Origin of the sequence: Bradyrhizobium sp. CB2312 (genome assembly GCF_029714425.1) — a bacterium.
Taxonomy (GTDB): domain Bacteria; phylum Pseudomonadota; class Alphaproteobacteria; order Rhizobiales; family Xanthobacteraceae; genus Bradyrhizobium.
The window spans coordinates 1,551,334-1,563,565 of sequence record NZ_CP121668.1 but is presented as its reverse complement, the minus strand read 5'-3'; the positions used below and the strand labels follow the sequence as shown (position 1 = coordinate 1,563,565).

The window sequence follows — 12,232 nt, the reverse complement described above, 5'->3', positions numbered from 1 at the left end:
CCAATAGCCTCGAAATTTGTCCGCCGCAAGGACCCGAACCGCCCTTTTACGGCTCATTGGCAAATTTCAGCTTTCCGGCGGGCTTAAGGGTGTGGGCATCGAAGGTGCGGATCTCGGTGACCCCGCCGATATCGAGCGTCACCACCAGCCGGTCGCCCGCGACCCCGGTCGAGACGATTCTGGCGCCCTTGGGCAGGGTCGCGGTGACGTCGCCGGCGGTCTCAACCGCCCTTCCCTCCGACTTGAAAAGGCGGTAGCCCACCGCGATCAGGACGGCGCAGATCGCCAGCGCCGTGGTCAACCCCGCGATCAGCATCATCCGCCGCACCCGCGCGAACAGCGCGGCCTGCTCGGGGGTCGGTTCGGGAATAGCGGTATCAGACGTCGTCATGGAAAGCTCTGGGTCAGCGCAAAGGTTGGAGGTCGTGGTCGAAGGCGACGAGGGCTCGGCCCGGCTTGACCGCGTGCTGGCGGCACGCCTGCCGGACCTGTCGCGATCGAGGCTCAAAACCCTGATCCTGGCGGGCGCGGTGAGCCTGAAGGCCGCCGCCATTCGGGACCCCGCTTATCACGTCGCATCCGGCGATACGATCATAATCGACGTGCCGGAGGCGGCCCCGGCGGAGCCCAAAGGCGAGGAGATCGCCCTCGATATCGTGTTCGAGGACGACGATATCATCGTCATCAACAAGCCCAAGGGCCTCGTCGTGCACCCCGCAGCCGGCCACGAGACCGGCACGCTGGTGAACGCGCTGATCGCCCATTGCGGCGCTTCGCTGTCGGGCATCGGCGGGGTGCGCCGGCCCGGCATCGTCCATCGGCTCGACAAGGACACCACGGGGCTGATGGTGGTCGCCAAGAACGACATGGCGCATGCCTCGCTGTCGGCGCAGTTCGCCGATCACGGCCGCACCGGCGAGATGCGGCGCGGCTATATGGCCTTTGCCTGGGGGCTCCCCGGCCGGCATCGCGGCACAGTGGATGCGCCGATCGACCGCCATCCGCATGCGCGTGAGAAGATGGCGGTGCGCCAGGGCGGCCGCGAGGCCGTGACGCATTGGGAGATCATCGAGAGCTTTGCCGGGCGCGACGGCAAGGACGTTGCCGCCCTGCTCGCCTGCGAGCTCGAGACCGGCCGCACCCACCAGATCCGCGTCCACCTTGCCCATATCGGCCATCCCCTGATGGGCGACGCCGTCTATGGCCCGCATTTCAAGACCAAGGCGAACCAGCTCGGCCCAGAGTCGCAGGCCGCTCTCGCGGCGCTCGGACGGCAGGCCCTGCATGCTTATCTGCTGGTATTGGAGCACCCCAGGACGGGAGAATTACTCCACTGGGAAGCGCCGCTGCCGGAGGATTTGCTTCTCCTTCAGAGCGCGCTAAAAGCGGCGCTATGACGCAGGCGGTTCCAGAAAAGCGTTACCTTACAAAAAGTTATAGCTGCCACACGGGGACGTGACGTCAGCAATCCTTCCCTTTTCGACCCCCCATGGGGTATATTGCCCCTGCGTTGAAATTCACCAACGCGGAACATCGCAGCCCGGCCGGCTTTGACACAGCGGTCGTCTGCCTGGCCCGCCGCTATCGGGGGCCTGAACCTTTGGAGGGCGCACTATGGCCCGTACCGCTGCTTTGCCGATTCTCAATGGAGAATCTGGCCTTTCTCGCTACCTCGCTGAGATCCGCAAGTTCCCGATGCTGGAACCCCAGCAGGAATACATGCTCGCCAAGCGTTGGCGTGAGCATGACGATCGCGACGCGGCGCACCAACTCGTCACCAGCCACCTCCGGCTCGTCGCCAAGATCGCCATGGGCTATCGCGGCTACGGCCTGCCGATCTCCGAGGTCGTCTCGGAAGGCAATGTCGGCCTGATGCAGGCGGTGAAGCGTTTCGAACCCGAGAAGGGGTTCCGTCTCGCCACCTACGCGATGTGGTGGATCAAGGCGTCGATTCAAGAGTACATCCTGCGTTCCTGGTCGCTCGTGAAGATGGGCACCACCGCGAACCAGAAGAAGCTGTTCTTCAACCTGCGCAAGGCGAAGAGCAAGATCAACGCGCTGGACGAAGGCGATCTCCGCCCCGACCAGGTCGCGACCATTGCCAAGCGCCTCGGCGTGACGGACCAGGACGTGATCGACATGAACCGCCGCCTCGGTGGCGACGCGTCGCTCAACGCCCCGATCCGCGACGACGGCGAAGCCGGCGAATGGCAGGACTGGCTGGTCGACAACACGCCCAACCAGGAAGCCCTGATGGCGGAGCACGAGGAGTATGATCACCGCCGTGACGCGCTGAACGGCGCCATGGGCGTGCTCAACCCGCGCGAACGCCGCATCTTCGAGGCCCGCCGCCTCGCCGATGAGCCGATGACGCTGGAAGATCTTGCCGCCGAGTTCGGCGTGTCGCGCGAGCGCGTCCGCCAGATCGAGGTCCGCGCCTTCGAGAAGGTACAGTCCGCGGTCAAGGGCACGATCGCAAGGCAGGAACAGGCCGCGCTGGAAGCCGCGCTCTAAGGCGAGGGTTTAGCGCCTACGAATTGGCGGATCGAGAAAGACGGAAAGCCGGCGGCAACGCCGGCTTTTTTGTTTGGGCGACGTGCAGGTTTCTCGGCGATCGCCGGATATGATGTTGGCGTGCCCGGCTCCTAGAGAGGCGAACTGACTATCGCGGGCGTTGCGCAACCTCGATCGCGACCATCAGCAGGTTTGCGGCGACGTCTTTACCGAACGTGTCGACAGTGATCGGACCTCTGTCCGGCACGCTCACGTCGAAGAGCACATCCCCTCCGCTCGAAAGAACTTCCAATCGGATACCGTCGAAAGCCGTATCGCTGGCCCACTGATATTCCTCGGCGCGTTCTTCGAATGTCAGTGTTCCCATGCCTGATGCCTATACCGAGTCGGGCCTGCCGATCCGCCCATTGGGTGATCAACCTCACCCAACATCGTTCAGAACCAAGCTTGCCTTGAACCCGCGCGGCCGGTCAACCGACCCAAAATGACCGACAGCATCCATGGACGGACACCGTGTCGATCATCCTGCAGTCCACCGTCGGCGGCTTCTCCGCCCAGTTCATGCGCAAGCTGCCGCTGGTCGAGCAAGCCATGCGCGAGCACGGGCTCGAGCCGTCCGAGTTCGTGATCTCCAAGGACTATGCGGGCACAGCGACGATCCCACTCATGGGCCCGTTCTTCTTCAGTTACAGCGTGTTTTTCGGCGACGAGACGTTCACCGTCACCGAGCCGAACGACATGGTCTTCCTGGACTACTTCTTCAAGCGCGTGCTGGCGGCGGACGGCCCGCCGGAGGTGCCGCGGCAACCGGGATTGATCCGGCGCTTGTTCGGCTGGATGGCGCAGCCGGTGTGAGGTCACCTCGCCACGCTTGTCCCACGACGTCGGCTGGTGTATGTGCTGCGGCCCCGGCGCAATACCGCGCCGCTTTGCTCACGCTCACAAGGGAGGCGGCATGAAGTTGAGATCGACATGTTCCGACCGCCGCCGCCCATCCGCGACCGGCAACCGGTCCTGAGCTGAACGCCGCTTCGCGGCTGTTCTTCCATTTCATCCCATCTGGTTACGAGGGGCGTGACGCAACACGGCGTCACGCCGTGTCGTCATGTATTTGCGGTTCGTTACACCGCTCATCCACCCGCGCAGCCGTGTGGAGAGCGGCTTCTTCCGTGCGTCCTGGTACATCCAGCGGACCAATTGTCCCGACTGGATCCGGCAGGAGCTCTCGGACCAGTTCGACTGGTTCGCACAGCATCTGCCGCTTCCCGGGCGCATCGCGCGGCATTTCAAGCGGCGCGATTCGATCTGGGGCATTTGCTGGTTCGATCCCCGGGCCCGCGAAGCGGTCAGCCGCGCGCGTTACTGCGCCTGGTTGCTCGAGGAGGGCGGCCTGCCGGTGCGCACGATCACGACTTCGCACCAGCGTGAGGTGATCTGGCGCGATGCGCATCAGATCGTCACGAAGCCGTCGGCCGACCTCCCCAAGGCGTTCCCCTGAACGGGGAAGGCTCACTGAAGCGCGATGAGATTTCGATGAATCGTCATCGCGCTTTAGCTCTACTCCCCCCACACCCGCGCCAGCGTCGCGAGCCAGCAGCCTTCGCAATAGCGGGCGTCCTTGTGGTCGATCCAGTTGTGGGCATAGACGTGGTCGAGCGGGATGTCGTAGCGCGCGCGCAGCACCTTCACGAGGATCTTCCAGGCTGCGACCTGCGCATCGGTCGGACCCGTGGTGACATCGGGATAGTTGCCGGCGAACTCGACGCCGATCGAATTGTCGCGCACCACCTGGCGGTAGGTCGACCTGTTGTCGATGTACTTGTTGTCGTTGCGGTTGGCGCCGTCGCCATGGGTCGGCACCAGGTTTTCCGCGACCGCCCAATAGACCGTGCCGTCGGTCTCGACCCACACCGTGACGCCGCGGCGGGTCGGATTCTTCGCCTGCTCCGCCGCGCCGCCTCGCGCCGAGCCTGATGGCCCCTCGGTCTGGTGCACGATGATGTTGCGCCACGCATGGGCGCTCTGGACGTCGCCCCACGGCGCGAGCCAGACGATCTTCAGGCCGGGAATGTCGGGCGTGCCGGAGGCGCGCGCGAGCTTTGCGAGCTCGGTGTCGGTTGCGGCGGCTGGTGCGGTCAGGAGGAGTGCGGCGAAAATCGCCGCGAGCAGGCGGGAGATCATCATGCGGGTCCAATAACGAACCCGAACCCTAGCAGGCTTTACGCGAATTTGCGCGCGGTCTCGGCTAAGCCGCCCGGCTCGGGCGCGAGCGGCGGGGCCGGATCGTAGACCGCAAAATCGTTCTTGCCGTTCTTCTTGGCGGCATAGAGCGCGTGGTCGGCATGCGCGATCAGCCTGTCAGGGAATTGGCCGACGCTGCGGTCCCACTCGGCAACGCCGATCGAGATCGCGATCGGGATGTCGGTGCCGGTGCAGCTCACGGCATCCTGCCGGCACACCTCGAGCACGCGGCGGGCGATCGTGGCTCCCTCGCGCAAGGAGGAGGACGGCAGCACGACGCAGAACTCGTCGCCGCCGGTGCGGGCGAGCATGTCGCCGGGCCGCAGGCGCGTCTGCGCCATCAGGGTGAAGTGCCGCAGGCAGGCATCACCGGCGGCATGGCCATGGGTGTCGTTGATGGTCTTGAAGCCGTCGAGATCCATCACCAGCAGCGAGAACGGCTCGCCGCTGCGCTCGGAACGGGCGCATTCCTCCGACAGCCGCTGCAACAGATGGCGGCGGTTGGCCACTCCCGTGAGATCGTCGAGCAGCGCGAGGTCGGCGACCTCGCCCCGCAATCGTTCGATCGCCATCAGGAGACAGGCGAAATTCCAGCCCATCGCCAGGAACACCAGCAACAGGATCATCAGGGCTTGCAGACCGTTGAAGTTGATCGCGGTGATCGCCCCGCCATAGCCGAACAGCACCGCGGCAGAGCGGACTGCGTGGATGGACAACAGCAGAAAACCCACGATCGCAGCAAGACGCGCACCCGGATTTTCCCGGCCCTCCTGCCTGCGCAGGAGCAGCGGCAGCGTCATCACAACCGGCGTCGATTGCGCCAGCGAGTAGATCACGACCCGCATCGGCATGTTGTCGGTGACGAGCAGGAAGAATGCGAGGCCAGCGCTGCATAAGAGAGAATTGGCGACTGCCACGGTCCAGGACACCGGACGGTGATAAAATCTGGCCACTCCCATGCAGGCGAGCCACGACGAAAAGATCATCAGGGCGCCGCCTGCGATCAAGGGAAAGCCCGGATCCATCACTTCGCGCAGCATCGTTATCGCCGCACCGACTGCCGCCAACACCGCAGCCGCGGTCCAATACCGCGCCGCCTCGAACTTCGGATAGGCGTGGGCGACATAGGCCCAGATCAGACCCAGCGCGAGAAAATTGATGATGATGACGGTCCAAAGCGTCGGTACGTTCAGCATGGCGCCCGCGATACGCGCAGCGTCCCGCCCCCTGTCTCTGGCAGAAGTTCGTCCATGACCCCGTCCCCGTGTTCTTGCGGAAGATCATGCGCGGATTGCGCTTAACGGAACCTCACTGCGATCGCCGAAAGCGCGCCCTTGGTTTTGAATTCATGAACGCCGTGCCGCGACTATCGGATCGTTAGGCACGTCGCCTGTGTCGAGGCACGGTCGCCTCGCCGCGCGTCGCGACGCGGATTCGCGGGTCAAAATCACCTGAAAATGCATCTGAGCTGTGGATAACGGGATGACACAGATGTGACAACGCGGGGCAGAGAGCTGCGAATCTGCTGAGTTCGTCTTTGAGGATGTTGCGAGGCTGGCCCTCCGCCGAGCGTTCCTCGTGTCGCGTTTCACCATTAACCCTTAAGAGGATCCTATGGCTAAGAAAGCGAAGAAGGCGACGAAGAAGAAGGCGAAAAAGGCCAAGAAGGCGAAGAAGAAGTAACGAGGCTTCTTTTTCTTTGCCCGGGTGGAGCCTCGCTCCGCCCGGGTATCGGGCACGGCTGGTTTGAAGGTGGCGGGCAACAGGCCCGCTTTTTTATTGGCCCGCTGCGCTGCTGGTTTCTCCCTCTCCCCGTTCTTACGGGGAGAGGGTTGGGGTGAGGGGCCTCTCAACACGCGAGATCGTCGATGGACCTGTACCCCCTCACCCGCATCCCATCCGCGATGGGATGCGACCTCTCCCCGTAGGCGGGGAGAGGTGAAGGAAGCAACGGGGACGAGGTGAGGAATTTACCGTTCCGCGAACGCCAGCTTGGCACCGAGTGCGGCAAAGCCCGCGGCAAAGCTCCGGCGCAGCCAGGCCATGACGGCGGGACGGGAGATGACGCGCTCGCGCACGGAGGCGGCGCAGAGGCCGTAGACGACGAACACCGCAAAGGTCATCGCCATGAAGGCGCCGCTCAATTCCAGCATCCGCGCCAGCACATGGACCTCGTCCGCGGCGATGAACTGCGGCAGGAAGGCGAGGAAGAAGATCGACAGCTTCGGATTGAGGATGTTGATCAGAAAGCCGGTGACGATGACGCGGCCAGCCGACCGCTCCTTGATCCTGCCCTCGACCGCAAGCGCCCCCGTCTCGCGCAGCGCCTGCCAGGACATGTAGAGCAGATAGAGCACGCCGCACCATTTCAGCGCGGCGAAGGCGAGCGCGCTGGTGTGCAGCACCGCGGCAAGCCCGAGCATCGCCGCCGTCATATGCGGCACGATCCCGAGCGTGCAGCCGAAGGCGGCCGCGACGCTGGCGCGCGAGCCCCGCGTCAGCGCCGCCGCCAATGTGTAGAGCACGCCGGTGCCGGGCGAGGCGACGACGATCAGCGAAGTGAGCAGGAAGGACCAGGTCATGGCCGGAGCTTAGCAGTCCGCCTCACTGCAAGAAAGCCGGACTTGGCCGTCAGGACAACTGGGCCCATCAAGACATCTGCGCCAGCTCGGCCTCGCGCAGCACATCCAGCGGCGCCCATGGCTTGGCCCAGAATTTCGCGCCGTCAGGCAAGGGCTGTTTCAGGGGACGGCCGGAGGTCACGACGACGTCGAGCCGGGGGTTGCGGTCCTTGGCGACGTGCGCGAGCTCGACCCCGTTCATGCGGCCGGCGAGCTGCACGTCGGTCATCATCAGGCAAAGCGCGCCCGCGTTCTTGTCGAGGATGCGCTCGGCGGCCTCGGCGCTTTCGCACTGGATCACCTGGTAACCGCTCTCTTCCAGCAGGACACACAGCATCTCCCGCTGCATGGCGTCGTCTTCAACGATCAGCGCTGTCGCGCGAAATGGTTTTGCTTGTCCCATCAGCGACTCCAATGCTTGCTTTCGTAACGTATGTTAAAAACCGGGAGAGGCTACGGTTCGGTTTCGTTTCAAAAAAATGTAAATCGTGGTTCCATCATCAGGGGCTTGGGGGAACATCATGACTGCGATTCGCGGCGCTGCCGCCATCACGGGAGCCGCCAGCGGCATCGGCCGCGCGCTCGCAATCGAGCTCGCCAGGCGCGGCTGCGATCTCGCGCTCGCCGATCGCGACGAGGCCGGGCTGAAGACGCTCGCTGCGGAGATCGGAGGACAGCGAAAGGTGAGCGTGCACCGCGTCGATGTCGGCGAAGCGAGCGACATCGCGCAGTTCGCGACCGATGCGATCGCGGCGCATCCCGCGCTCGGCATTGTCGTGAACAATGCCGGCGTGGCGCTGCTGGGGACGTTCGAGGAGATCAACCAGGCGCAGATGGAGTGGCTATTCGACATCAATTTCTGGGGCGTGGTGCACGGCACGCGCGCCTTTCTGCCGCATCTGAAGACGAAGCCAGAGGCGCATGTCGTCAACCTCTCCTCGATCTTCGGCATCATCGCCCCGCCCGGGCAATCGGCCTATGCCGCCGCGAAATTCGCGGTGCGGGGCTTCTCCGAGAGCGTGCGGCACGAGCTTGCGGTGGCGGGCAGTCCCATCAAGCTGTCGGTCGTCCATCCCGGCGGCGTCGCCACCGCGATTGCGCGTTCTTCGCGCACCGGCGTCGGCGTCACCGACAATGAGCGCCGCTCGCAGATGATCGAGCGGTTCGAGACCGCGGCGAAGACCACGCCGAAGGACGCGGCGCTGCGCATCATCAAGGGCATCGAGCGGAACGAGCCGCGCATCCTGATCGGCAACGACGCCCGCTTCATGGACCTGCTCCAGCGCTTCCGCCCGGGGACATACTGGGCGCCGTTGCAGCGGCGATTGGAGAAGATGGCGAAGGGGACGTAATCAGGGACGCGATGGCGTCACCTCACCCACCGCTGTCGTAGGGTGGGCAAAGCGAAAGCGTGCCCACGACTTCCGATAACGGACGGAAATGGTGGGCACGGCGCCTTGCGCCTTTGCCCACCCTACGAACTGTCATTCCCCGCGAAGGCGGGGAATCCAGTACTCCGAGACGGCGCGGCTAGAATCGAGCTGCTGCGGCGTACTGGATCGCCCGCCTTCGCGGTCGATGACAGTGAATGTGTGGCGCACGCTCAGCCGCTCAGCCCCTACTGCCCCATCAGCCGGTCCGCGAAATAGCCGATCGTCTTCCGGTACACTACCGCCTTGTTCCACTCGCGCATCGCCTCGAAATTGGCGCTGCCTTCGCCATAGGGCTGGCCCATCTTGAAGCCATTGGTGTGCAGCAGGTTCGCGGTCGAGGCGAGCACGTCGGGGACGCTGTGGCGGAGGTCGACATGGCCGTCGCCGTCGAAGTCGACGCCGTATTTGATATAGGACGACGGCAGGAACTGGGTCTGGCCGATCTCGCCCGCATAGGCGCCGATGAGATCGCGCAGCGGCAGGTCGCCGCGCTGCACGATCTTGAGCGCGGCGAGCAACTCGCCCTGGAACAGATCGGTGCGGCGGCAATCATGCGCGAGCGTCGCCAGCGTTCGGATCACCGGCAGCTTGCCAATGTCGCCCTTGCCGAAATCGCTCTCCAGCCCCCAGATCGCGACCAAGATCTGGCGGGGCACGCCGAACTGCTGCTCGATGCGCGAGAGAAGTGCGGCATGACGCTGCAGCAGCGCGCGGCCGCCATTGATGCGGCCGGCACCGACGCGGGTCGAGACGTACTGCTCAAAGCTCTTGTTGAAGGTGTAGCGCTGGCGCCGGTCGAAGGCGAGCACCGCGCCATCCTGGGTGATGCCGCTGAAGGCCGCGCTGGTCACGCTCGCCGAGACGCCGGCTCCTTGCGCTTCCGCAGCCATGCTGGCGACGAAGCTGTTGAAGTCGCCGCCGCAGCGCGCAGCCTGTGCCGACCCGCCGGCCAGCAAGAGGATGGAGGCGGCGGCGAGAAGCGGTCTCAACATGCGGAGGTCCTTTTGGAATTTGCGTAGGAAAGCAGCAGGCGATCATGCCCGGGAACCGGATTCGCGTCAAAGCGGCAAAACTCGCCAGAACCGATCCCGCCGCGAACGCGACTAAGGAGCAGCGCTCACCCCTGCCCCAACCTGATCGAGATGACCATGCCCATTCGTTGCCGGATGCTCGCCGTCCTCGCTCTGCTCTCGCTCCACACCGTTGCCGCCTCCGCGCAGACGCGCGATGTCGCAGGAGGGCGCGACTATCCCGGCATCGGCCGCTTCGCCGGCAGCGTCATCACCGGCTATGTCGTGAAGGAATTTGACGCGGCGCGGATGCAGGCGGCGCCCTTCAAAGACGGCCAGCCGACGGACGCACGGCGGCTCGAGGGCCGCATTGTCCGCATCGCCTATCGCACCAATCCCGGCCCCTCGATCCTGGAAGTGTCGCGCAATTTCGAGACGCAGCTGGCCAAGGCCGGCTTCGAGACGCTGCTTGCCTGCGACACCGATGCCTGCGGCGCCATTCCCTTCACCGAAAGCATCGACACACTCCCGGTGCCGCAGATGTGGGTCGACGGCTTCAGCTACCGCTACTTTGCCGGCCGCAAGACCGAAGGCGGCCGCGAGACTTTTGCGAGCGTCCTCGTCAGCCAGAACAACCAGGACATCTATGCGCAGGTTACCGTCGCCGAGTTAGGTGCGATCGCGAACAAGATGGTGGATGCCGCTGCGATGGCGAAAGGTCTCGGCGAGACCGGCCACATCGCGCTCTACGGTATCTATTTCGACACCGACAAGGCGGTGCTGAAACCCGAAAGCCGCCCGACGCTGGAGCAGATCGCAAAGCTGCTGACCAGCCAGCCGCAGCTGAGCGTCTTCATCGTCGGCCACACCGACAGCCAGGGCGCCTATGAATACAATCTCGATCTGTCGAAGCGACGCGCCGAGGCCGTCGCAGCGGAGCTGGTGAAGAGCTTTCGCATCGTGCCGACGCGGCTGCGCACCGCCGGCGTCGGCCTGCTGGCGCCGGTCGGCTCGAACGCAACGGACGCCGGCCGCGCGCTGAACCGGCGGGTCGAACTGGTGGCACCGTAACCCCCTGCTCTCGTCATTCCGGGGCGCCCGAAGGGCGAACCCGGAATCCATCACGCAGCAGAGGTGGTGAGTACTTGGATTCCGGGCTCGCGCAACGCGCGCCCGGAGTGACGGATGAGAGACTAGCCGCTATAGTATCGATGCTCGCGCGGCGCCGTCAGTTGGTGCGTTGGGCCAGCATGAGGCAGCAGGCCATGCCCAACAATCAGCAACCTCGACCGACCGATCTCCTCCGCAGTCCCCTCTTCCGCCTGCTCGCCATCAACCTCGCGATCGGCGCCTGCGCCGCAGTGTTGCTCGTCGGCGGACTGCTCTGGCTGAACCCCGCGCATCTGCGCGAGCTGATTTTCGCCGACCGCGCGGGCGGCGTCGCACTTGGACTGCTGCTGGCGTCGTTCCTCATCACCTTCGGTTCCACGGCGATGGGCAGCGCGATCATGGCGCAGGGGCGCAAGGACGATGACGGCGGACGTGGCGGCCACGGATCGCGACTCGCCGCGCAGGAGCTGGCGAAGCGCGCCCGGACAAGGTGAACGCACGTCGCGTGGCGCCGCTGCCATTAACATATGTTATCGCGCGATCCAGACGCGGACGGGAGAATGTGCAGATCGGCGCGTATTCCTACAAGCCGGATCGCTCTCGCTGCATCGCAAGAGCCGCAGATGCGAACAAACTGCTTTGATAATCCAAACAATTGCTTCGATGCTGCATTGGAACTTGACACCACGACAAGCGCATATCTGCTGCGCTCGCTGCGACATCGGCGCTCCCATGATTTGTCTTGCCACCGCATGACGCAGTCTATACGCTTCTATTCTAGGTTGTTGCCCTGCCAGCCCCGGGCAACGCTGAAGACCAAAAATAGACGGCGGGCTTTCGCGGCCCGCCGTTTATTGAGGGCTCGCTTCGAACCTCGCGAAGCGCCGGGCGCTTCAATCTCACGAACAGATATCGTCGATCGATTGCAAGGGCGGCTCACTTTCGCATTTGACAAGTCGCGAAGTCATTTGACTGCGGCGGCCTGATCGACGACAAGCCGCCATGGCCAAGAAACCCGGAACAAATCCCAAAGGCGAATTCGCCTTCTTCAACGTCGTCTATGAAGACGATTCCCAGCGCTCCAACCGCCGCGTCCCCGCCGAGCTGCTCGGCGGCCTCGACGGCGACGAACCCGCCCGCAACTTCATCATGGAGCAGGACCGCGAGATCGCGGAGAAGTCGGGACGGCCGGCGCTCGAGATCAAGCGGATCGAGCGGGTGGGGGCGAAGAAGAAGTAGGCGCTGCGCGCGGGTCGCGCGAAGCAGCGGCATAAAAGAAAAACGGCGGGCTTTCGGCCCGCCG

15 protein-coding genes are annotated in these 12,232 nt (G+C 64.5%); 8 read left to right on the top strand and 7 right to left on the bottom strand.

The window, feature by feature from the left end; translation table 11 throughout:
• Positions 1-46: 46 nt before the first annotated feature.
• Entirely contained in the window at positions 47-391 is a 345-nt protein-coding gene (locus QA642_RS07480) for a hypothetical protein (RefSeq protein WP_283084088.1), read from the bottom strand.
• On the opposite strand from QA642_RS07480, the gene QA642_RS07475 reads away from it, so the two are divergent.
• Together QA642_RS07475 and rpoH are read left to right on the top strand one after the other, a co-directional pair.
• Positions 390-1,397 (top strand): RluA family pseudouridine synthase, encoded by a 1,008-nt coding sequence (locus tag QA642_RS07475; RefSeq protein WP_283084087.1) that lies wholly within the window; start codon positions 390-392, stop codon positions 1,395-1,397. The two genes, QA642_RS07480 and QA642_RS07475, sit on opposite strands and share 2 nt — an antisense overlap.
• 217 nt (positions 1,398-1,614) lie before the next feature.
• The gene (gene rpoH, locus QA642_RS07470) at positions 1,615-2,514 is read left to right on the top strand and encodes an RNA polymerase sigma factor RpoH (RefSeq protein WP_283084086.1); all 900 of its coding nucleotides are present in this window, start codon (positions 1,615-1,617) and stop codon (positions 2,512-2,514) included.
• 148 nt (positions 2,515-2,662) lie between these two features.
• On the opposite strand, the gene QA642_RS07465 is transcribed toward rpoH, so the two are convergent.
• On the bottom strand, positions 2,663-2,881 hold the full coding sequence (locus QA642_RS07465; RefSeq protein ID WP_283084085.1) for a hypothetical protein: 219 nt from the start codon (positions 2,879-2,881) through the stop codon (positions 2,663-2,665).
• 146 nt (positions 2,882-3,027) lie between these two features.
• Here QA642_RS07465 and QA642_RS07460 point away from each other — a divergent pair, with 146 nt between their 5' ends.
• Positions 3,028-3,369, top strand: a complete 342-nt coding sequence (locus tag QA642_RS07460) for a hypothetical protein (RefSeq protein WP_283084084.1) — start codon at positions 3,028-3,030, stop codon at positions 3,367-3,369.
• Positions 3,370-3,619: 250 nt separating this feature from the next.
• Positions 3,620-4,012, top strand: coding sequence for a hypothetical protein (locus QA642_RS07455; protein WP_283084083.1), 393 nt, complete (start codon positions 3,620-3,622; stop codon positions 4,010-4,012).
• Between the two features lie 59 nt (positions 4,013-4,071).
• On the opposite strand, the gene QA642_RS07450 is transcribed toward QA642_RS07455, so the two are convergent.
• From QA642_RS07450 to QA642_RS07435, 4 genes are all read right to left on the bottom strand, one after another.
• Positions 4,072-4,698 carry a peptidoglycan recognition family protein gene (locus QA642_RS07450; protein WP_283084082.1) on the bottom strand — a complete coding sequence of 209 codons (627 nt, stop codon included), beginning with the start codon at positions 4,696-4,698 and terminating at the stop codon, positions 4,072-4,074.
• Between the two features lie 35 nt (positions 4,699-4,733).
• Positions 4,734-5,951, bottom strand: coding sequence for a GGDEF domain-containing protein (locus QA642_RS07445; protein ID WP_283084081.1), 1,218 nt, complete (start codon positions 5,949-5,951; stop codon positions 4,734-4,736).
• 774 nt (positions 5,952-6,725) lie between these two features.
• Complete coding sequence (locus tag QA642_RS07440; RefSeq protein WP_283084080.1) at positions 6,726-7,337, bottom strand: LysE family translocator; 612 nt, start codon at positions 7,335-7,337, stop codon at positions 6,726-6,728.
• A gap of 67 nt (positions 7,338-7,404) precedes the next feature.
• The gene (locus QA642_RS07435; RefSeq protein ID WP_283084079.1) at positions 7,405-7,779 is read right to left on the bottom strand and encodes a response regulator; all 375 of its coding nucleotides are present in this window, start codon (positions 7,777-7,779) and stop codon (positions 7,405-7,407) included.
• A 118-nt stretch (positions 7,780-7,897) separates the two neighbouring features.
• On the opposite strand from QA642_RS07435, the gene QA642_RS07430 reads away from it, so the two are divergent.
• Positions 7,898-8,728: an SDR family NAD(P)-dependent oxidoreductase gene (locus tag QA642_RS07430; protein ID WP_283084078.1), complete on the top strand. Its 831-nt coding sequence runs from the start codon at positions 7,898-7,900 to the stop codon at positions 8,726-8,728.
• A 266-nt stretch (positions 8,729-8,994) separates the two neighbouring features.
• Here the strand turns inward: QA642_RS07430 and QA642_RS07425 are convergent, their stop codons facing one another.
• Positions 8,995-9,801: a lytic murein transglycosylase gene (locus QA642_RS07425; RefSeq protein WP_283084077.1), complete on the bottom strand. Its 807-nt coding sequence runs from the start codon at positions 9,799-9,801 to the stop codon at positions 8,995-8,997.
• 150 nt (positions 9,802-9,951) lie between these two features.
• On the opposite strand from QA642_RS07425, the gene QA642_RS07420 reads away from it, so the two are divergent.
• From QA642_RS07420 to QA642_RS07410, 3 genes are all read left to right on the top strand, one after another.
• Positions 9,952-10,890 carry an OmpA family protein gene (locus QA642_RS07420; protein ID WP_283084076.1) on the top strand — a complete coding sequence of 313 codons (939 nt, stop codon included), beginning with the start codon at positions 9,952-9,954 and terminating at the stop codon, positions 10,888-10,890.
• Between the two features lie 194 nt (positions 10,891-11,084).
• The gene (locus QA642_RS07415; RefSeq protein ID WP_283084075.1) at positions 11,085-11,423 is read left to right on the top strand and encodes a hypothetical protein; all 339 of its coding nucleotides are present in this window, start codon (positions 11,085-11,087) and stop codon (positions 11,421-11,423) included.
• A 508-nt stretch (positions 11,424-11,931) separates the two neighbouring features.
• Positions 11,932-12,168 (top strand): hypothetical protein, encoded by a 237-nt coding sequence (locus tag QA642_RS07410; RefSeq protein WP_235540456.1) that lies wholly within the window; start codon positions 11,932-11,934, stop codon positions 12,166-12,168.
• The last annotated feature ends 64 nt before the right edge of the window (positions 12,169-12,232 follow it).

What these genes read in the sequence shown, in the direction of transcription:
- QA642_RS07430 (WP_283084078.1), top strand. Translation starts at nt 7,898, where the DNA reads ATGACTGCGATTCGCGGCGCTGCCGCCATCACGGGAGCCGCCAGCGGC.
- QA642_RS07410 (WP_235540456.1), top strand. Translation starts at nt 11,932, where the DNA reads ATGGCCAAGAAACCCGGAACAAATCCCAAAGGCGAATTCGCCTTCTTC.
- QA642_RS07445 (WP_283084081.1), bottom strand. Translation starts at nt 5,951, where the DNA reads ATGCTGAACGTACCGACGCTTTGGACCGTCATCATCATCAATTTTCTC.
- QA642_RS07435 (WP_283084079.1), bottom strand. Translation starts at nt 7,779, where the DNA reads ATGGGACAAGCAAAACCATTTCGCGCGACAGCGCTGATCGTTGAAGAC.
- QA642_RS07455 (WP_283084083.1), top strand. Translation starts at nt 3,620, where the DNA reads ATGTATTTGCGGTTCGTTACACCGCTCATCCACCCGCGCAGCCGTGTG.
- QA642_RS07475 (WP_283084087.1), top strand. Translation starts at nt 390, where the DNA reads ATGGAAAGCTCTGGGTCAGCGCAAAGGTTGGAGGTCGTGGTCGAAGGC.
- QA642_RS07415 (WP_283084075.1), top strand. Translation starts at nt 11,085, where the DNA reads ATGCCCAACAATCAGCAACCTCGACCGACCGATCTCCTCCGCAGTCCC.
- QA642_RS07465 (WP_283084085.1), bottom strand. Translation starts at nt 2,881, where the DNA reads ATGGGAACACTGACATTCGAAGAACGCGCCGAGGAATATCAGTGGGCC.
- QA642_RS07450 (WP_283084082.1), bottom strand. Translation starts at nt 4,698, where the DNA reads ATGATGATCTCCCGCCTGCTCGCGGCGATTTTCGCCGCACTCCTCCTG.
- QA642_RS07425 (WP_283084077.1), bottom strand. Translation starts at nt 9,801, where the DNA reads ATGTTGAGACCGCTTCTCGCCGCCGCCTCCATCCTCTTGCTGGCCGGC.
- QA642_RS07420 (WP_283084076.1), top strand. Translation starts at nt 9,952, where the DNA reads ATGACCATGCCCATTCGTTGCCGGATGCTCGCCGTCCTCGCTCTGCTC.
- QA642_RS07480 (WP_283084088.1), bottom strand. Translation starts at nt 391, where the DNA reads ATGACGACGTCTGATACCGCTATTCCCGAACCGACCCCCGAGCAGGCC.
- QA642_RS07440 (WP_283084080.1), bottom strand. Translation starts at nt 7,337, where the DNA reads ATGACCTGGTCCTTCCTGCTCACTTCGCTGATCGTCGTCGCCTCGCCC.
- rpoH (WP_283084086.1), top strand. Translation starts at nt 1,615, where the DNA reads ATGGCCCGTACCGCTGCTTTGCCGATTCTCAATGGAGAATCTGGCCTT.